The 18467-nt window shown below is 56.6% G+C and carries 15 protein-coding genes; 6 read left to right on the top strand and 9 right to left on the bottom strand.

All coding sequences use genetic code 11. The features are described from left to right. The coding region (locus tag R3F64_RS19115; RefSeq protein ID WP_332613193.1) for a hypothetical protein at positions 1-295 on the bottom strand (295 nt) is incomplete at its 3' end. Between the two features lie 19 nt (positions 296-314). Between R3F64_RS19115 and metK the strand changes: the two genes are divergently transcribed. After that, the gene (gene metK, locus R3F64_RS19110; RefSeq protein ID WP_268902046.1) at positions 315-1535 is read left to right on the top strand and encodes a methionine adenosyltransferase; all 1221 of its coding nucleotides are present in this window, start codon (positions 315-317) and stop codon (positions 1533-1535) included. A 116-nt stretch (positions 1536-1651) separates the two neighbouring features. Further along, positions 1652-3325 (top strand): NAD-dependent DNA ligase LigB, encoded by a 1674-nt coding sequence (gene ligB, locus R3F64_RS19105; RefSeq protein WP_332613190.1) that lies wholly within the window; start codon positions 1652-1654, stop codon positions 3323-3325. 29 nt (positions 3326-3354) lie between these two features. Here the strand turns inward: ligB and R3F64_RS19100 are convergent, their stop codons facing one another. Continuing rightward, on the bottom strand, positions 3355-4290 hold the full coding sequence (locus R3F64_RS19100) for an AEC family transporter (RefSeq protein WP_332613189.1): 936 nt from the start codon (positions 4288-4290) through the stop codon (positions 3355-3357). A gap of 144 nt (positions 4291-4434) precedes the next feature. Between R3F64_RS19100 and metF the strand changes: the two genes are divergently transcribed. After that, positions 4435-5277: a methylenetetrahydrofolate reductase [NAD(P)H] gene (gene metF / locus R3F64_RS19095; protein ID WP_199284530.1), complete on the top strand. Its 843-nt coding sequence runs from the start codon at positions 4435-4437 to the stop codon at positions 5275-5277. A gap of 88 nt (positions 5278-5365) precedes the next feature. Here metF and R3F64_RS19090 read toward each other — a convergent pair whose 3' ends face one another. The 4 genes from R3F64_RS19090 to prlC form a co-directional block, all read right to left on the bottom strand. After that, positions 5366-7567: a TRAP transporter permease gene (locus tag R3F64_RS19090; RefSeq protein ID WP_199284531.1), complete on the bottom strand. Its 2202-nt coding sequence runs from the start codon at positions 7565-7567 to the stop codon at positions 5366-5368. 91 nt (positions 7568-7658) lie between these two features. Continuing rightward, entirely contained in the window at positions 7659-8639 is a 981-nt protein-coding gene (locus tag R3F64_RS19085; protein WP_085917723.1) for a TAXI family TRAP transporter solute-binding subunit, read from the bottom strand. 274 nt (positions 8640-8913) lie between these two features. Beyond that, entirely contained in the window at positions 8914-9171 is a 258-nt protein-coding gene (locus tag R3F64_RS19080) for a YheV family putative zinc ribbon protein (protein WP_332613186.1), read from the bottom strand. Between the two features lie 56 nt (positions 9172-9227). Continuing rightward, on the bottom strand, positions 9228-11276 hold the full coding sequence (gene prlC / locus R3F64_RS19075) for an oligopeptidase A (RefSeq protein WP_332613185.1): 2049 nt from the start codon (positions 11274-11276) through the stop codon (positions 9228-9230). Between the two features lie 163 nt (positions 11277-11439). Between prlC and R3F64_RS19070 the strand changes: the two genes are divergently transcribed. The 3 genes from R3F64_RS19070 to R3F64_RS19060 all read left to right on the top strand — a co-directional run bounded on the left by R3F64_RS19070 (position 11440) and on the right by R3F64_RS19060 (position 14126). Then, entirely contained in the window at positions 11440-12780 is a 1341-nt protein-coding gene (locus R3F64_RS19070; RefSeq protein WP_085917726.1) for a sodium-dependent transporter, read from the top strand. 36 nt (positions 12781-12816) lie between these two features. Then, positions 12817-13365 (top strand): gamma carbonic anhydrase family protein, encoded by a 549-nt coding sequence (locus tag R3F64_RS19065; protein WP_085917727.1) that lies wholly within the window; start codon positions 12817-12819, stop codon positions 13363-13365. Between the two features lie 89 nt (positions 13366-13454). Next, a complete protein-coding gene (locus tag R3F64_RS19060) occupies positions 13455-14126 on the top strand; it encodes a metal-dependent hydrolase (protein WP_085920344.1) in 672 nt (223 codons plus the stop codon). Here the strand turns inward: R3F64_RS19060 and R3F64_RS19055 are convergent. The 3 genes from R3F64_RS19055 to R3F64_RS19045 are packed head-to-tail and all read right to left on the bottom strand — an operon-like array spanning position 14102 to position 18139. Continuing rightward, positions 14102-15484 carry a sigma-54-dependent transcriptional regulator gene (locus R3F64_RS19055; protein ID WP_085920345.1) on the bottom strand — a complete coding sequence of 461 codons (1383 nt, stop codon included), beginning with the start codon at positions 15482-15484 and terminating at the stop codon, positions 14102-14104. The two genes, R3F64_RS19060 and R3F64_RS19055, sit on opposite strands and share 25 nt — an antisense overlap. After that, positions 15477-17369 (bottom strand): sensor histidine kinase, encoded by a 1893-nt coding sequence (locus tag R3F64_RS19050; protein ID WP_268902052.1) that lies wholly within the window; start codon positions 17367-17369, stop codon positions 15477-15479. The genes R3F64_RS19055 and R3F64_RS19050 overlap by 8 nt, the downstream gene beginning before the upstream one ends. Then, a complete protein-coding gene (locus tag R3F64_RS19045; RefSeq protein ID WP_199284535.1) occupies positions 17366-18139 on the bottom strand; it encodes a GntR family transcriptional regulator in 774 nt (257 codons plus the stop codon). The genes R3F64_RS19050 and R3F64_RS19045 overlap by 4 nt, the downstream gene beginning before the upstream one ends. Between the last annotated feature and the right edge of the window lie 328 nt (positions 18140-18467).

Below are 18467 nucleotides of genomic sequence, written 5' to 3'. Positions count from 1 at the left end.
CGCCCGGATGGCCGGACTTGGCCTTCTGGACGGCATCCATGGAAAGGGCGCGAATGGCATTGGCCAGCTCAAAACGGGACGGCATGGGGTGCTCCTCGCTTGAAAACGTGAATAAGAAAGCGCTATTGTCGCTGACTTCCCGGGCGTCGGCAAATTCTATGGGCTCGTTCTGGGAAGAACTTCCAACAGCGTGTAAACTTTGGCCCCCGAAGCGCAGTGTTGCTTCTTTATAGGTGGGCAGGGCAACTTCCTGCCATGATTTCCTGCTGATGCTGCGGTGACTTGCCGCCGTCACACCGAGGGTAGAGTGCGCGATGAGCGAATATTCCCTGTTTACCTCCGAGTCCGTCTCCGAAGGTCATCCTGATAAAATTGCCGACCAGATTTCCGATGCGGTGCTGGATGCCATTATTGCCCGTGACAAGCAGGCGCGCGTTGCCTGTGAAACCATGGTCAAGACCGGTGTCGCGATCATCGCCGGTGAAATCAGCACGAATGCCTGGGTGGACCTTGAGACCCTGGTACGTGATGTGATTACTGAGATTGGCTATACCTCATCGGATGTGGGCTTCGATGGCGCCACCTGTGGCGTGGTCAATCTGATCGGTAAACAGAGCGTCGATATTGCCCAGGGCGTTGATCGTAGCAAGCCGGAAGATCAGGGCGCGGGCGATCAGGGGTTGATGTTTGGCTACGCCACCAACGAGACCGACTCCTTCATGCCGGCGCCGATCCATTACTCGCATCGTCTGGTGGAGCGCCAGGCGGAGCTGCGCAAGAACGGCCTGCTGCCATGGTTGCGCCCGGATGCCAAGAGCCAGGTGACCTTCCGCTATAATGAAGAAGGCCAACCCTGCGGCGTCGATGCCGTGGTGCTTTCCACCCAGCACGATCCGGATATCGACCAGCAAGACCTGCGTAAAATGGTCAAGCGGGAAATTATTGAACAGGTGATCCCCGCCGAATGGCTCGATGATGATACCCAATACCACATCAACCCCACCGGTAAATTCGTGATTGGCGGCCCGGTGGGCGACTGTGGCTTGACCGGCCGCAAGATCATTGTCGATACCTACGGCGGCATGGCACGCCACGGCGGCGGTGCCTTCTCGGGCAAGGATCCGTCCAAGGTTGATCGCAGCGCGGCTTATGCCGGTCGCTATGTGGCCAAAAACATCGTGGCGGCGGGCCTCGCCGACAAGTGTGAAATCCAGATTTCCTACGCGATCGGCGTGGCCGAGCCGACCTCCGTGTCCATCGATACCTTCGGTACCGGCAAGGTGAGTGATGCCCAGATCGTCAAACTGGTGCGTGAGTATTTTGATCTGCGTCCTTTCGCGATTACCCGAATGCTCGACCTGCTTCATCCGATGTACCAGCTGACCGCCGCCTACGGACACTTTGGCCGCGAGCCGTTTGAGCACAGCTACCATTGGGTCGATGATAAAGGCCATACCCAACAAGAGACGTTCATCGCCTTCCCTTGGGAGCGCACCGACAAGGCCGATACGCTCCGTCAGGCAGCAGCTTTGTAAGATATTTGCTCGCTGTGTTGTAAGAAAACGTCCCTTTGGCGCATGCCGGGGACGTTTTTTATGCGCAGTGCGCTAGGCTAACGTCATTAATGGACAATTGGCGGAGGCTGGTGGTGATGAAACGCTATAGGCAGGGATGGCTGGTGGGGTGGCTGATGGCCGTCTCCCTAACGGTGCAGGCAAACGAGTGTCCCGGCTGGAGCACTGAACGGCTGACACGCGAGAGCCGGGCGCTGTCGGCGCAGGTAGCCGTTTGGGATCGTGCCTACCATGATCAGGGCGTATCGTTGATTGACGACGCGCTCTACGATCAAGCCGTGGCACGTTTGGCTGAATGGCAGAGGTGCCTGGGTAAGGTTCCCAGTCACCAACCGTTGACCCGCATCACCAGCACCCGCGACACTCGCGCTCATCCTTACGCGCAAACCGGCCTTGAAAAAACCGATAGCGAAGGGGTGAAACGCTTTAGCAGCCGCCGGAATAACCTTTGGATACAACCCAAGGTCGATGGTGTGGCGGTCACGTTACGCTACCAGGAGGGGGAACTGGTAGAAGCGGTGAGTCGTGGTGATGGCGAGCGCGGCCAGGATTGGACGGCCCGTGTCCGTGAGTTGCCTGCTGTGCCCAATAGGTTATCCACGCCGCTTTCCGGCGTTCTGCAGGGCGAGCTGTATTGGCGTTTGATGGATCATGTCCAATCACGAAATCCCGCCACGGGGGCGCGGGGGAATGTCGCCGGCGCGATGGCCCAGCAAGCGCCGACGCCGCAAACCCGAGAGCAAGTGGGACTGTTTATCTGGGGGTGGCCTGATGGCCCCGAGAATATGGCTGATCGTCTCGCACAGCTAAGTGCTTTAGGGTTTGATACTGCCGACTATACCCACCGACTTGATGATCGCCGTGATGCGGCTTATTGGCGGGATAAATGGTTTAACGGGCCGTTACCGTTTGCCACTGACGGCGTCGTCCTCAAGCAGGCCGAGCGCCCCGGCGTACGCCGCTGGTCATCGTCGCCACCGGAGTGGGCGGTGGCCTGGAAATACCCCGCTAAGCAGGCGCTGGCAGAAGTGCGCGGCATTGAGTTTCGCGTCGGGCGCACCGGGCAAGTGACGCCGCTGGTATGGCTCAATCCAGTACTGTTGGAAGGGCGGCGCATTAGCCGTGTTTCATTAGGCTCCCTGGAGCGCTGGGAATCACTGGATGTTCGCCCCGGCGACCAGGTGGCGGTCACCCTGGGCGGACTGACGATTCCACAGATGACCGAGGTGGTATGGCATACCCAGGAGCGTTCACCTCTCACGCCGCCATCACCGCAGCGCTTTCACCTGCTGAGCTGTTTTGAGTTAACCCCCGGCTGCGAAAGCCAGCTGCTGTCGCGGCTCACTTACCTTGGCGACCAGTTGAAGATGCAAGGGATTGGTGAGGGGACCTGGCAAGCGCTGATGGAGGCGGGCGTGGTCACCCGCTTATTGGGCTGGCTGAGCCTTGAGCCAGACGAGCTTGAGCAGGCTTACGGTATTGGCAATACCACCGCCGCTTCGTTGATGGAGCAGTTTCAAGCCGCGCGCTTCGCCCCTTACGCCACTTGGCTTGAAGCGCTGGGGATGCCGCCCGGCGGTAGTGCTCGCTTGGGCGACTGGTCTACCCTGGCGGGCCTGACGCCTTCCGAGTGGCAGGCCCAGCCAGGTGTTGGCCCGGTGCGTGCCGAAGCGCTGGTGGCGTTCTTTAGCCATCCCGACGTACAGCAGATGGCAGCGCAGTTAAACGAAATAGGGGTTGAGGGTTTTTAACCCATTGGGTGGTCGGCGGATTAAAGCGTCTACCCCAGCCCCGTCATGCGTAGCATTAAACCGAGATAGAGCGGAATTAGCAGCGGCGCAAGCAGTGTCGTGACCAGCACTGCTAAGGCGCCTTTTTGGGGCTGGATGCCCAGTTCCATGGCCACCACCACGACATTGGCGGCCATGGGTACCACGCCCATTAACAACAGTGCCAAGGCCAGTTCCGTGGAAAGTGGCGCCACCCACTGCAGTATTAAAACGGTCGCTAGCATGACCAATGGCCACATCAGGTAGCGCAGCCCCAAGCAGGAAGCGACAAAACGCGTATCCCAGGCGGCAAGCGTCACTTGGCTTAGGGTCATGCCGATAATCATCATCCCCAGCAACGTGTAGGTGGCGGGGAACACTTGCAGGGAACTCATGACCGTGGCGGGGACGTTGATCTCAAGGGCGCTAAGCAGTAACGCTAACAGGAATGCGTAGATAAGCGGTAAACGAGAAATCTTGATCAAGCTCTCGCGTATCGAAAAGCGACCGCGGGCGCTGAGGTAAAAGCCCACGGTAAATTCATAGATATTAATCCCCAGCATGCAGAACAGGTAAAGGGTAACGCCCTCGGGGGGTAGCAATATCAACGCAATCGGCAAGCCAAAGTAGCCGGTATTGCCGGTTCCCGAGGAAAATGCCAGCAGGGCGGCTTCCTGTTCGCCAAAGCGGTGGCGCGTGACGCGTTGTACCAACAGTGCCATCAGGCTCGCGACAATGAACAGCGCTAATGTGAGTAGTAAGTAGTCAGGCGTTGGACCGCCGTTCATCAGTGCGCGAAAAATGGTAAAGGGAGCGATCAGATAAACCAGCAGCGTGGCAATCGGGCGAGGGTCGAGCTTGAGCCGTTGGGCGGCTAGCCAGCCTAACCCCACATAGCCGAGTAACATGAGTAGCGGCCCAACCAATGCCCCAGGTGTAAGGTCCATTTACCCTCCGGTAATAAGAGTAGTCACTGATCAACATGAGCCGAATTAAAGGCCGAGCGTGGAATCTTTCATTAGCCTCAGCGCAACGGAACAGCGAGAATACCCCAAAATATCATGACTATTGTCACATTATGAGGAAATCCCATGAGCCGCCACGAGCATCCGCTAGGTATTAGCTTTGAATTCTTTCCTCCGGGCACTGATGCCGGGCGCGACAAGCTAATCCAGACACGCGATGAACTGGCCGCCCGCAATCCGCGGTTTTTCTCGGTTACCTACGGTGCCGGTGGTTCGACTCAGGCGCGTACTCGTGAGATTGTTCGCAAGGTGAGTCAGAGCGGTGTTACGACTGCCCCGCACCTGTCCTGTATTGGGAGCGAAAAAGCCCAACTGCGCGATCTGTTGACCCAGTACCGAGAAGAAGGCGTCGACAGCCTGGTGGCCCTGCGTGGCGACATGCCATCCGGTATGGCCAGCATCGGTGAGCTGCGCTACGCCAATGAGCTGGTCGAGTTCATTCGCGATGAAACGGGCGATCATTTTGATATTGCCGTTGCTGCGTATCCAGAATCTCATCCACAGGCCCCGAATCTAGACAGGGATGTGGAAAACTTTGCGCGTAAAATGAAGGCGGGGGCCAACATGGCGATTACCCAATACTTCTTTACCGCGGATGCCTATTTCCACTTTGTTGATAAAGCCCGCGCATTGGGCGTTGAGCAGCCGATTATTCCGGGCATCATGCCGATTACCAACTACACCAAGCTGGCGCGCTTTTCCGACGCCTGTGGCGCGGAAATCCCCCGCTGGATTCGCAAGCAGCTGGAATCCTACGGCGACGACAGCGAAGCCATTGCCGATTTTGGCACCGATGTCGTCAGTCGACTCTGCCAGCGTTTGCTGGATGGCGGGGCACCGGGCTTGCACTTCTATACCCTTAATCAGTCCAAGCCGGTGTTGAAGGTTGTTGATAACCTGAGCGGCTAGGCCGATAGATGAACCCGAAATACGAAAACCCCGCTCAGTTAACTTTGAGCGGGGTTTTTTAGGCTTCGCGTTTAGCGACTTGAGTCAATTAGCCCGTTTGCGGCGTCTTGTTGCCACCGCCGTGCTGTTTACGCTGCATGATAAACAGGATGGCACCAATGACCAGGCCTGCTACATCGGTATAAATACCGCCGTAAATCATGAAGATCGCACCTACCAGCATGACGATACGCTGGAGTGTATTCACTGGACCGAAGAACCATTTCTGGACCATGCCCGATAGCAATACGATACCCAGTGTTGCGGTAACCCCGACGCGCAGAATCTGCATGGCAGAGCCTTCCATCAACATGGCCGGGCTGTAGAAGAACATGAACGGCACGATGAAAGCGGCTAACCCGATCTTGAAAGACGCCACCGAGGTGCCCATGGGGTTGTCGCCGGAAATACCCGCTGCCGCGTAGGAGGCAAGTGCCACCGGTGGGGTAATGGCGGAGACCACCGCAAAGTAGAACACGAAGAAGTGGGCAACCAGAGGTTCAATGCCGATGTTGATCAAGCCAGGCGCGACGACCGAAGCCGCCACGGCATATGCCGCCGTGGTGGGCATGCCCATCCCCAGCAGAATACTGATCAGCATGGCGAATACCAGAGCCAGAAGCTGGCTGACGCCTGCCAGACCGAGCAGCAGCGACGAGAAACGTGCCCCCACCCCGGTCAGCGAGATAACACCAACGATCAAACCCGCACAGGCACACACAGCGATGATCTGAATTGACATGGTGCCGGCCAGTTGGAGCGCTTTCAAAATGGCACGAAGGCCCATTTTGTTAGGTGAAATCCAACTGACAACCGCTGCTGATGCCGTCGCCAGAGTCCCCGCACGAATCACCGAATAACCCATGAACAGAGCAACGATCAGGATGATAATGGGGGCAAACAGATAGACCTGCTTGATCAGCCGGGAGAATAGCGGAATCTCTTCTTTGCGCATGCCGCGCATGCCTTTACGGGCCGCTTCAAAGTCGACCATGAAGTAGACGGATGCAAAGTAGAGAACGGCAGGAATAATGGCGGCAATGGCAATCTCGGTATACGGAATACCGGTCACTTCGGCCATGATGAAGGCGCCCGCGCCCATGATCGGGGGCATGATCTGCCCGCCGGTAGAGGCGGCCGCTTCAATCGCGCCCGCACTTCGCGCCGGGTAACCGACCTTTTTCATCAGCGGGATCGTCAGCGAGCCGGTCGATACGACGTTACCGGCGGATGTGCCGTTGATCATGCCCATCAGGCCCGACGCGAAGATAGACACCTTGGCCGGGCCACCGCGAGCTCGCCCAGCCGCCGCAAAGGCGAAATTGACGAAATAATCGCCCACTTTGGAGGCCTGCAGAAAGGCAGCGAAAATAATGAACAGAATAATGTAGGTCGACGATACGGCAGTGGTGGGCCCGAGAATGCCCGTATCGGTATATACCTGGCTGAAGAACCGCTGCAGCGAAAGGCCGGGGTAGCCCAGAAAGCCGGGCAACGCAGGACCTGCAAAAACATAGGTCAAGAATACCGCTGAGATGACCACCAACGCCAACCCGGCGACGCGGCGGGTCAACTCCAGAATCAGCATGGAGCCTGCAATTGCCGCCCAAGAAATACCTGACGGGGCAAAGGACGTGCCGGTCGACATGCGTATGTTGGTGTTGAACGCCACCAGCAGATAGCCTGCACTGGCGGCCGCGCACACCATGAGCACCAGATCTGCCGGATTAAAGCGATGGCGGGCCTGACGATAAAACCATGACAGTACAATGGCACCGGCGGTGGTCGCCATGAGCGGATAACCGTAATGCCAGTTCTCGACGCTGGGGTCGATACGCATTGCTTCGCCACTGAGGGTCTGGTGCATCAGGAACACTTGCACAAGTGTATAGGTGGCGGGAACAAGCAGCGCGTAACTTGCCCACTTCAAGGCAGCGCCAGATGCCTGGTGGTCGTCTTCGGCAAAACGAGCACCTGCAAATAACCCGTAACCGAGAATAAGCGCACCGGCTATGTGCAAGATACGAAACGACCAGGTTTCCAAAGGAAACACGTTAAGTGAAATCAGGTGGAAACTTGAATAGGCAATGGCTAACGCCGCAAACAAGAAAAACTGCCAGCCGGTAAAAAGACGGCGGTTGGATTCAACAATCTCTTCATCGACACCCTCGACAATAGACTCAGGGGCAGATTCAGCATCCTGGGCATCATCCTTGAGGCCGTTGGGTTCTTGGTCGGTTTTGTGACTCATTAGAGTTCACCCTCACAGCAAACAAAGGGGCATTAGCGAAAACTGCCCCGGCCAATCTTGATTGGCCGGGGCAGGCGACAACAAGTGTTGCTTACTTGATCATGTCTTCGTCGATCTCGTAGCCGTTCTCTTCATACCAGCGAGCGGCACCGGGATGGAAAGGCAGCACAGTGTTGTGCTTGATGTTTTCCGGAATGGTGGTAGCTGCACTGCGGTGGACCGACATCATGCGGTCGTTGTTTTCCATAGTGGCTTTGGTGACTTCGTAAACAAAGTCTTCAGGCAGGTCGCAACCGGCGATGGCAAAGTTCCACATGGAAACGGCGCGGGCGTCTTCTTCCAGCGTTTCATAAGTGCTAGCCGGGATGGAGAATTCCGCCACAGGGAAAGCGTTCATCACCGTTTCCAACTCTTCTTCATTGAACTCGATGATGTTTACATCGGTTTGGACTTCGAGTTGGCTGACGGCCGGGATGGGGATGCCAGCGGCAAAGGCGATGACGTCCAGCAAGCCGTCCTGCAGCTGACCACCCAGGTCGGACCAACCGCCATTCCGGCGTTCAAAGTTGACGCCTAGCTCTTCCAGCATTGCCGGGAAGTAGGTGTCAGACGTGGACGCCGATGGGCCAAAGCCGATACGTGCGCCATCGGGAATATCGGAAATTGATTCAATGCCGCTGTCGGAGAGCACGGTGATTGAGAACGGGGTTTCGTACATCGGGAACATCGCGCAGACGTTGTCCATTTCCAGTCCCGGGGCGAGGGGGCTTTTGCCGTTCACCGCATCGGCAGCCGGGCCCATGGTGGCCAGACCAAAGGCGGCATCGCCGTTATGCACCAGTGCCAGGTTCTGGGTAGGGCCGCCGGTCACCTCGCCACCGCCTGAGATGTCTAACTCATCAGCGATAAAGTTGGCCCAGCCGGAGCCATAAACGAAGTAAGTACCGCCCTGGCTAGCCGTGCCAACGGTGAAGTTGTCCGGCCAGTCTTCGCGGTCGGCATGGACGCTACCGGCCGCCAGAATCGCGCTGCTGGTCAGTAATGCCAATGTGGTCGGTTTAAAATTGCGCATGGCGAATTTCCCTAGTTGTTTATTGAGGTTATTAACACGCCGGCGGTATGCGAGTGAGGCAACGCCACCAGCGGTGAGCTATAAACTAGAGCGATTGTCGTGCCAAAAAAGGATTTTATTTTTAAAAACAGAGGCTTAAAATTTTTGTTTTCAACGTTAGTCGTATAGAGGCAAGAACAAAGTGTCTGGGGTTGCGCACGGTACGCATGGTTTTGTGTGCGTTAATCCGCACACATGAAGGCGTCGTGAAAGTAGGACAGCGATCTTTCAATCGCTATGAGTCGGACGATTTGTGGTCTGGATCCATGATCCGCACAGGCTGTATCTCATTCTGGGCGGGCTCCGGACGGGCTTGATTGACGCGGGTGGTCAGCTCGCTAGGTGCTTCATCCTCAATGGGTAGCTGTTCGAAAAAATCACAGTTGACGCACTCCCGGTAACGAATACCGTTCTGCTCCCAGGCACGAATGCGATCCATGGCCGCACAGCGCGGGCAGGTCACGCCTGCAATAAAACGTTTTACGCTCGACATCATCAGGCTCCAATGGCGCGCCCTCAAAGGAGGGCGCGCTCAGGTAGGGGGCGGGTTTAAGCGGCACGGATCCCGCTATGACGTAATAACGGGTCGACGCTGGGTTCGCGGCCGCGAAAGGCTCGGAATATGTCAGCAGCATCGCGTGCGCCGCCTTGCTCGAGAATCTCTTGCCGGAAGCGCTGGCCGGTAGTGGGGTCAAAGATACCGGCTTCTTCAAACGCGCTCCAGGCATCGGCCGATAACACTTCTGCCCATTTGTAGCTGTAGTAACCCGCCGCGTAGCCGCCTGCAAAAATGTGCCCGAAGCTGTTTTGAAAGCGGTTGAAGGACACAGTGGGGACCACGGAAACGCTCTGGCGTACCTCGTCGAGTAGCGCCTGGACATCGCTGGCGCAGGGAGAATCGAGCTCGTGGTGCAAGCGCAGGTCGAACAGCGAGAACTCAATCTGACGCGCCATGCCCATGGCTGACTGGAAGTTTTTGGCGGCCTGCAAGCGCTCTAGAAGAGCCTCTGGAAGTGGGTCGCCGCTGTCGACGTGGCCGGCTATCAGGTCGAGCCCTTCGCGTTCCCAGCAATAGTTTTCCATGAACTGGCTCGGCAGTTCGACGGCATCCCAGGCGACGCCGTTAATGCCTGAGATGTCAGCAATGGTTTGCTTGGTCAGCATATGGTGCAAACCATGGCCAAACTCATGGAACAGCGTGGTGACTTCATCGTGGGTCAGCAGCGCGGGCTTGTTGCCGACTGGCGGGGTGAAGTTGCAGGTAAGAAAAGCGATGGGAAGCTGCAAACCATCATGCGTCTGGCGGCGTACCCGGCAATCCGCCATCCAGGCACCGCCACGCTTGCCTTCGCGGGCATACAGGTCAAGGTAGAAGCCGGCAATCGGCTGATCATTGTCGGTGATCCAGTAGAAGTGCACGTCGTCGTGGTAGTGCGCAACGTCAGTATCTTCTGCAAAGCGTACGCCATAGAGCCGCTCAACCACCTGAAACAGCCCATCGACGACTTGTGGTGCAGGAAAATAAGGGCGCAGCTGTTCTTGCGAAATCGCATAGCGTGCTTCGCGCAGTTTTTCGCTGGCATAAGCTACGTCCCAGGGTTCAAGCGTCTCAATACCCAGCTCATTACGCGCAAATTCGCTGAGTTCGGTAACTTCCTGCCTGGCTTGAGGTACGGCGCGGTTCGCCAGATCGGTCAGAAACGTAAGCACTTGCTCAGGCGAGTCGGCCATCTTGGTGACCAGCGAATAGTCGGCGTAGGTATCAAAGCCCAGCAGGTGAGCGAGCTCTTGGCGCAGCGTCAGAATTTCTTCGAGAATGGGCGCATTGTCGAACTTATCGGCGTCTGGCCCTTGGTCGGACGCGCGGGTGACGAAAGCGGTATAGACTTCGCGGCGCAGTTCCCGGTTATCGGCATAACTCACCACTGGAAAGAAACTGGGAAAGTCGAGGGTGATACGGAATCCATCGATGCCCTTGGATTCCGCTGTCGCCTTCAGCGTGTCTAGCGCGCTTTGCGGCAAGCCCGCCAGCGTGTCTGCATGTTTGATATCTTTGTGCCAGGCCTGTGTGGCATCGAGCACGTTATTGGAAAATTGGTTGGATAGCATCGAAAGGCGCGCCTGAATGTCGCCGTAACGGGCTTTTTTATCGGCGGGCAGGTCGACGCCCGCCAAGCGGAAATCGCGTAGCGCGTTATCGACAGTGCGCTGCTGGGCCGGGCTTAACTGAGTCCAGGCAGACCCCGCCTTGAGCGCTTGCCAGCCATGAAAAAGGCCTTCATGTTGCCCCACCCAGGTACTGAACTCGGAAAGCTGTTCCAGGCAAGTTTGGTAGGCGTCGCGAAGCTCAGGCGTATTCATGGTGCCGTTGAGATGCGAGACCGGGGACCACGCCTGGGTGAGCCGGTCGTTAACGGCCTCGATAGGCTCGGCAAACGTTTCCCATGTGGGGGTTGTTTCAGCGGCCTGCTGAGCAAGGCGATCAATTGTGTCACGACTTTCGCTGATCAGGGTTTCAACTGCTGGGACCACATGCTCAGCGCGAATATCTGTGAAGGGGGGCAGCGAGTGAATCTCGAGCAGCGGATTGCGGGACATAGTCACCTCTTGGGGTATCGTGGGAGCGCGACAAGCGCTGTCATGTCGTTAGAGTGCGGGCGAACGTGGGTTGTTTCAATGCTGGGGTACTACCTTGACTTGCCTTCAGCCCAGTGCCTGTTAGTCTTGCGGGCTTTTAAGGGCACCAAGGCGGGAATCATCAATGAGTAAAACGCTAGAACGCTGGGGGTCAAAACGGGCCTTTATCCTGGCGGTAACGGGTGCTGCGGTGGGGCTGGGTAATATTTGGCGCTTCCCTTATGTGGCTGGAGAGAATGGCGGCGCGGCGTTTTTATTGATTTACGTGGCCTTTGTGATATTACTCGGTATACCCGTGATGATGGCAGAGATTTTAATTGGCCGCGCCGGACGCCGAGGGCCCATGCAGGCACTGGGGGCTCTGGCGGCGGAAGCCGGTGCCTCACGACACTGGCGTTGGCTGGGCCTTTTCGGTGCTTTCACGGTGTTTTGTATCCTGTCGTTTTACTCGGTGGTATCTGGCTGGTCCATCGAGTTTTTGGTGGCATCCATCAACGGCAACTTCAGGGGCGCCAGTGCTGCTGAAATTGGTGCTGGTTTCGATGCCTTTCTGGCGAATCCAGGCCTGCTGATCTTTAATCATACGCTGTTTCTGTTGATGACCATGGTGGTTGTCGCGGCGGGCGTTGCCAAAGGCCTGGAACGATTAAATAATCTGTTAATGCCTCTTCTGTATGGCCTATTGCTGTTGCTGGCGGCCTATGCGGCCACGACCAGCGGTTTTGGTACAGCCCTGTCCTGGCTATTTTTACCTTCCTTGGAAGCGCTAACGCCCTCCGTTGTATTGCATGCCATGGGGCATGCCTTTTTTACCCTGGCAGTGGGGGCGTGTGCATTGATGGCTTATGGTGCCTATATGCCTGACGAGCAGAGCCTGCCACGGGCTGCCGTGGCGGTTGCAGTATTGGACATCAGCGTGGCGCTACTGGCCGGTATTGCGATATTTTCGGTAGTGTTTTCCCAGGGCATGGATCCTGCCGATGGTCCAGGGCTTATGTTTGTGACACTGCCGATCGCTTTTTCAGAGCTACCCTGGGGGTCGCTATGGCTGAGTGTGTTCTTTCTACTGCTACTGTTAGCGACCTGGACATCGGCGATCAACCTGGCCGAGCCCATGGTGGCCACATTACAAGGGTTTGGCTGGCGGCGGAGCGTCTCAACGGCCGTCGTGGCGCTTAGCGTGTGGTCGATTGGTCTGCTATCGGCGTTGTCGTTCTCTACGCTCGCTGACTTTCGTCCGCTGTTAGGGCGTAACGTATTCGAATTGGTAAGCAGTATTCCACCGGATATTTTCCTGCCGTTAGGCGGCCTGTTGATCGCGATCTTTGCCGCCTGGGTGCTGCCTCGCAGTGCGGCCGCAGCCGCATTGGGCGTGGGTGAGCGCGGTTATCTATGCTGGCGCAATGTGGTTCGCTGGGTGTCGATACCGCTGACGCTTATGGTTCTGCTTAGCGGGTTGCTATAGTGGGCCACCATCTGCATCTAAAGTGAGGAGCATGCAATGAGCAGTGCGTTGAGAAGCTTCAGTAGCATGACGCCGCGTCTGGGCGAGCGGGTGTATATTGACTCGGCCAGCGTCGTGATTGGTGACGTCGAACTGGGTGACGACAGCTCGGTGTGGCCGATGACAGTGATACGGGGTGATATGCATCGTATCCGTATCGGTGCCCGCACTAGCGTACAGGATGGCAGCGTGCTGCATATCACCCATGCCAGTGACTACAATCCCGAGGGGTTCCCGCTTACCGTGGGTGACGACGTTACCATCGGCCATAAAGCGATCCTTCATGGCTGTACACTGGGAAGCCGTATTCTGGTTGGCATGGGGGCGATTGTCATGGATGGTGCCGTGGTGGACGATGAAGTCATCATTGCCGCCGGGGCGGTCGTGACGCCGGGCAAGCATCTGGAAAGCGGCCATGTTTATGCGGGTAATCCGGCCAAGGCATTGCGTCCTCTAAAAGATAAGGAGCGCGCTTTCTTTGCTTACACCGCGGGTAATTACGTCAAATTGAAAGATCGCTTCCTTGCCGAATCAAGTGACACTTAAGCGATTCATTCCCCTCTTTTTTTGTTGGAAAGTCGTATTGTATCGACTGGAAATCTGTTAATTTATACAGTTTTCTGGTCGAGCACGACATGGCGAATTTTCGCACCCATATCACGGTGGCTTCTACAGGCGGTATGCTGCTGGCTTATGCTGGCTGGCAACTGCAGTGGTGGGCACCTTCCCAGGCGTTATTGATGGTGATCTTGACCGCGTTTGGCGGTATTTTGCCCGATATCGATGCTGACCGGTCGCATTCGATCCGGCTTATTTTCAATATCCTGTCCATACCGGCACTGGTGCTGGGCGTACTTATATTGCAGCCCTGGCTGTCCTCTGGGCAGTTGTTAATGGCCTGCGGTGGCGTCTACCTTGCGGTGCGCTATCTCGCGGGGATCACGTTTTCACGTTTTACGGTACACCGCGGTATCTGGCATTCACTGCTGGCGAGCCTTTTATGCGCGCTGCTGACAACGGCCGTGAGCTTTCAACTGCTTTCCCAGCCAGCGTGGCTGGCCTGGTCGCATGGGGCGGCGGTATGGATCGGGTTTGTTATTCACTTGCTGTTGGACGAAATCTACAGCGTCGACTTGGAAGGCGCTCGGCTCAAGCGGTCCTTCGGTACGGCGCTGAAGTTTGGCGATTGTCGCCGCCCGCTGTCGAATATGTTGATGCTGATTGCCTTGTTGCCCCTCTGGCCCTGCCTGCCTCCCTGGGGGGTGTTGGGCGAACTGATCAATCAAGGATCGCTGCTATGGCGGTAGTCGTCAGCGTGTAACCCATGTTTTTTCAGCTTGTCGTAGAACGTTTTGCGCGGAATGCCAAGATGGTGGCAGACCTCGGTGACGCGTCCGTGATGGCGGGAAAGTGACTGGCTGATCAGGCTTTTTTCAAACAGCTCGACCTGGCGGGGAAGCGTTGGCTCTTCGGTATCTGCCTGAGCGCCTTCAAGCAGAGCATCCAGCCGGTAGTCAAAGGCCGCGCCAAGCAATACGTAGCGCTCGGCCAGGTTGCGCAATTCACGTACGTTACCTGGCCAGTCGTGGGCAAGTAGACTGGCAATGCCATGGCTGTCGATGGTGGGCGCTTCCAGACCGCTGCGGTTGGCAGCCACGACGGCAAAATGCTGGAAAAGTAGCGGTATATCCTCACGCCTTTCGCGCAGCGCTGGTAGCGGTAAGGTGACCACGTTGAGCCGGTAATAAAGATCTTCGCGAAAGCGACCCTCCTCGGCGGCGGCTTTGAGGTCGATTTTTGTGGCAGCAATCACACGGATATCGAGAGGTATCACATCGTTGGCACCCAGCCGCTCAATATGTCGTTCTTGGAGTACGCGTAACAGTTTGACCTGCAGGGCAAGGGGCATGGATTCAATTTCATCCAAAAAGACGGTGCCGCCGTTAGCGTGCTCAAACTTGCCGATTCGCCGTTCAACCGCACCGGTAAAGGCGCCTTTTTCATGGCCAAACAGTTCAGACTCGATGGTGTGTTCAGGCACGGCGCCACAGTTAATCGCCATGAAAGGGTGGTTGCGCCTTGCGCTGCGCTCGTGAATGGCTCGGGCCACCAGGTCTTTGCCGGTACCGGTTTCGCCGAACAGCAGTACGTCAGCTTCGACTTGGCTGATGCGCTGAATCATCGCGGCCAAGCGGGAGATCACCGGCGTTCTACCCACCAGGCGTGGGCCGAGTGCCGCTTGTTGAGCTTCAAGTTCCGCTTTTAGCCGATTATTTTCCAGGCTGAGCTGGCGTTTTTCGATACCCCGGCGCACCACGTCGAGCAATTCGTCACCGGCAAAAGGCTTTTCCAGAAAATCCCACGCCCCGGCGCGCATGGCCTCGACGGCCGTTGAAATATCACCGTGGCCGGTAATCAAAATGATTGGCAGGGTGCTGTCGCGACGATGCAGTTCGTGCAGCAACGTCATGCCATCCATACCCGGCATGCGAATGTCGCTGACAATGACACCCGGAAAGTTGGTGGGTAGTGCGGCCAGCGCCGCTTCGGCGGATTCAAAGCAGTGGGGCGTATACCCGGCAAGTTCAAGGGTCTGGCTGGCGGTGATGCGCAGATGCGGTTCGTCGTCAATCACCATGACCGGCAGCGTCGACGGCTCATGCATCGGAAGGAGTCTCCTGGGTAGTCCGCGGAGCGGGAGCGAGAGGGAGTGTAATGGTAAAGCAGGCGCCGCCGTCAGGCAGGTTGGCTGCCTGCAACTTGCCGCCTAGATCGTCCATGATACGCGATGAAATGGAAAGCCCTAATCCTAGCCCGCTACCCGGGGCTTTGGTAGTGAAAAACGGCTCGAAAACCTGTTCAAGGTATTGGGACGGAATGCCAGGACCGTTATCAACAACCCGGATAATCACCTGCTGATGGTTGGCTTGAGCGCTAAGCATAAGCTGCGGTGAAGGCGTCTCTTTCATGGCCTGGAGGGCATTGCCGATTAAATTGACCAGTACCTGTTCCAGGCGTACCAGATCGGCTTTTACCCAAAGCGTGTCCTCGGGCCACTGCTGTTCAACGTCAATACGATCATCACGAAGTCGGCTCTGGAAGAGGCGCAAGGCGTAATCGGCACACGCCTGAACGGAAACAGTCTCTGGGTGGTCGCTGCTTTTACGGGAAAACTGGCGTAGCTGGGCGCTAATGTCGGCCATCCGGTGGGTGAGCTCGATAATCTGCTCCAGATTAGCATCTGCCTGTTCTACCCGGGACAGTTCGATAAAGCGTCGGGCGTTTTCGCTGTAGGCGCGAATAGCCGCTAGTGGCTGGTTAAGCTCGTGGTTAATGCCGGCGGCGAGCTGGCCTAATACCGCGAGCTTGGCGGCCTGGATGAGTTCGTCCTGGGTTTGACGTAGGTTGGCCTCTGCACGGCGACGTTCATCTATTTCATCAGAAAGGCGCTGGTTGCTGGCAACCAGATCGCGGGTGCGTCTCTCAACGCTTATCTCCAGCTCATCCCGTACGCGGGCCAGCGTCTGTCGCTCGCGCTCGGCGAATGTCTCGCGCTCACGGCGAAGCCGAAGCCGCTGCCAGCCGATACCTGCGGCCAGAGCGACGATTCCATAGAGGCCGCCGGCCATTAAGGCGGCCATCCATTGGGCGTTTACGACGGGGCTTAGCGGCTTGAGTATATGCATTTGCCAGTTAAACTCAGGGATTTCTCGGGTCAGGTTCAGATAGTGCTCGTCACTGAGCGGGCCTTCTTTAAACGTCACGACGCGACTATGTACATTCAAGATATCTTCCACCTGAATGCCCGAGGAGGGTAAGGGTTCTTGGCCGTAGCGCTTTGTTGCATGCAGTGATTGCCGCTGTTCGTCGGTCAGTGGATAAAGTGCACTCATGCGCAATTCGGGTTGGCTGGCGAGGAAAATGATATTGTCGTCGTCGGTAACGAACAGAGTGGATTCCTGTTCGGCCCAACTTTCTTCCACGTCGTTTAGCAATACTTTAATGACCAGGACGCCATCGGGACGCGCGTCGGGTGAGGTGTCATCGAGCCATACCGGGGACGAGAAGTAATAACCACGTTCCTGCGACTGCAGGCCGAGTCCGTAAAAGCGCCCCTGTCCACCGGCGATTGCATCTTGGTAATAGCTGCGAAACGCGTAATTTTGTCCGATGAAGGTGTTTGGACGGTGCCAGTTGCTGGCCGCGATTGTGTCAGCATTGCGGTCCAATAGATAAACGTCAGAAACGCCAGAGGTGAAGCGAAACCGATCCAGCAATAAGTTGAGGGGCATCGGGTCCTGGCTGTCCGGCGAGGCGAGAAAACGCTGTACACCTTCGCGCGTGGCAAGCATCTGGGGGAGATAGTCGTAACGTAACAGGTAGCCATTGAGGTTAGCGGCGGACAGGCGAAGTTCGTTTTCCGCCTCTTGCTGAAGGTTGTTAAGTGCCTGTTCGCGGGCCAGGAGCGATGCTTGCCACATGCACAAGAAAAGCCCTAGCGTTACAGCGATCAACCATAGATACCGCCAGCGGAATAAAGGAATTTTCATGAGGGTGCCGAACTCGTGCCTTGGGCACGGCGCAAGGCACGCTGCGCGCGCGTTTCAGCTCGAGCTACTTCCAGCAAACCGTCCTCGACAAATACCAGGTGTTCGTGAGCGCGTGTACGTGCGTCTTCGGGCCGTCCCTCAATGATGGCATCCAGCAGTGACCGGTGTTGCTGCATCAGTTGGCTGCGTGAATCCGGTTTGGCAAAGAGGTGGGCTAAATTATCCACGATACTTTGTTCAAGTAGATGAAAAATACCGCGAATCGTATGTAACAGCAGAACATTATGGGCGGCTTCTGCAATGGCCAGGTGAAAGGCCGCATCCAACTTTGCTTCCTGGGCAGGGTTGGCACCGACAAATCCGCCGTCAAGTTCTTCAAAGCGTTGTATAAGAACGGCTTTATCGGCTGGCGTAGAGCGCAATGCCGCGTAATAAGCAGAAATGCCCTCCATGGCGTCGCGAAACTCAAGGAGATCCAGATGAAACTCTTTATGCCGGGAAAGCATCTCCAGCAACGGGTCGGTGTACCCGCTATTAAGCGACTCTTCGACAAAGGTGCCTCCGCCTTGACGGCTCGTTAACAAGCCGCGAGCCGATAGTTTCTGTATCGCTTCTCTTAAGGAAGGCCGTGACACACCAAATCTTTCAGCAAGCTCTCGCTCGGGCGGTAGGCGCTGCCCGGGTTTCAAGCTACCTTCTAGTATCATGGCCTCCAGGCGCTCGGTGATCACATCGGCTAATCGCTGCTGGCGTAGCGGAGGGTAGTTCATTGAATGGCTCTCTAAATTGGTAAGACCAATGATAGGGTTGTCACGTAATGAACTCAAGCTGCCAGGCAGGACAGGGCGCCTTTGTCAGTGCTTCAAATGAACGGGGTCAAGTAGTCGGGGTGGTTTAAGTAGAATTTTTCCGCACACCCCTTGCGTCCTCGTCAGCAAAGCCGTAAAGTACGCATCCGCTGCCGGGGACGCCCAGCGTTGCCAGCGGTGAATGAGGTGTAAAAACCTCGGTTTGTCAGTAGGTTAGGCAAATAGCAGGAAGGAAAGTTGAGTTAAACATTTCCTTCGCTTCTGCCAAACAGCCGTTGACAAACATTGG

Origin of the sequence: Halomonas sp. 5021, from assembly GCF_036663435.1 — a bacterium.
Taxonomy (GTDB): Bacteria; Pseudomonadota; Gammaproteobacteria; order Pseudomonadales; family Halomonadaceae; genus Vreelandella; species Vreelandella janggokensis.
The sequence above is the reverse complement of the archived record's forward strand: the minus strand, read 5'-3'. Positions and strand labels throughout refer to the sequence as shown.

Coding starts and splice junctions, on each gene's coding strand:
- prlC (WP_332613185.1), bottom strand. CDS start 11,276: ATGTCCCGCAATCCGCTGCTCGAGATTCACTCGCTGCCCCCCTTCACA.
- metK (WP_268902046.1), top strand. CDS start 315: ATGAGCGAATATTCCCTGTTTACCTCCGAGTCCGTCTCCGAAGGTCAT.
- R3F64_RS19065 (WP_085917727.1), top strand. CDS start 12,817: ATGAGCAGTGCGTTGAGAAGCTTCAGTAGCATGACGCCGCGTCTGGGC.
- R3F64_RS19100 (WP_332613189.1), bottom strand. CDS start 4,290: ATGGACCTTACACCTGGGGCATTGGTTGGGCCGCTACTCATGTTACTC.
- R3F64_RS19060 (WP_085920344.1), top strand. CDS start 13,455: ATGGCGAATTTTCGCACCCATATCACGGTGGCTTCTACAGGCGGTATG.
- ligB (WP_332613190.1), top strand. CDS start 1,652: ATGAAACGCTATAGGCAGGGATGGCTGGTGGGGTGGCTGATGGCCGTC.
- R3F64_RS19080 (WP_332613186.1), bottom strand. CDS start 9,171: ATGTCGAGCGTAAAACGTTTTATTGCAGGCGTGACCTGCCCGCGCTGT.
- R3F64_RS19050 (WP_268902052.1), bottom strand. CDS start 17,369: ATGAAAATTCCTTTATTCCGCTGGCGGTATCTATGGTTGATCGCTGTA.
- R3F64_RS19090 (WP_199284531.1), bottom strand. CDS start 7,567: ATGAGTCACAAAACCGACCAAGAACCCAACGGCCTCAAGGATGATGCC.
- metF (WP_199284530.1), top strand. CDS start 4,435: ATGAGCCGCCACGAGCATCCGCTAGGTATTAGCTTTGAATTCTTTCCT.
- R3F64_RS19055 (WP_085920345.1), bottom strand. CDS start 15,484: ATGCATGAGCCGTCGACGCTGCCGGTCATGGTGATTGACGACGAACCG.
- R3F64_RS19045 (WP_199284535.1), bottom strand. CDS start 18,139: ATGAACTACCCTCCGCTACGCCAGCAGCGATTAGCCGATGTGATCACC.
- R3F64_RS19085 (WP_085917723.1), bottom strand. CDS start 8,639: ATGCGCAATTTTAAACCGACCACATTGGCATTACTGACCAGCAGCGCG.
- R3F64_RS19070 (WP_085917726.1), top strand. CDS start 11,440: ATGAGTAAAACGCTAGAACGCTGGGGGTCAAAACGGGCCTTTATCCTG.